The organism is Pseudomonas sp. 2995-3 (assembly GCF_002742565.1).
Classification (GTDB): domain Bacteria; phylum Pseudomonadota; class Gammaproteobacteria; order Pseudomonadales; family Pseudomonadaceae; genus Aquipseudomonas; species Aquipseudomonas edaphica.
On the sequence record NZ_LJSB01000034.1, the window covers coordinates 1 to 299 of the forward strand.

Here is a 299-nt window from a genome sequence, read left to right on the forward strand (position 1 = left end):
ACAATAGGCTTCAATGCATGGATTCCAAAACATAGAAGAGCTGAGATTGGTTATGAGATTCATCCCGATTTTTGGAGGAAAGGTTATACTTCGGAAGCGGTTAAAGAGGTCATTTCCTATGGATTTGAAGGTCTAGACTTGAATAGAATTGGTGCCGTTGTCTTTATTGAAAATCAAGCATCCAATCAATTGCTCTCCAAAATGGGTTTTCAAAGAGAAGGTATTTTGAGAGATTATATGTATCAATATGGAAAGTCTTTTGATACTTATGTTTATTCATTGTTAAAAAACGAATGGGA

At 34.8% G+C, this 299-nt stretch carries 1 protein-coding gene; it reads left to right on the forward strand.

What is annotated here, in order from left to right; all coding sequences use genetic code 11:
- Positions 1 to 299, forward strand: a 299-nt coding sequence (locus AOA62_RS00125; protein ID WP_143521700.1) for a GNAT family N-acetyltransferase, incomplete at both ends; no start/stop codon positions are given.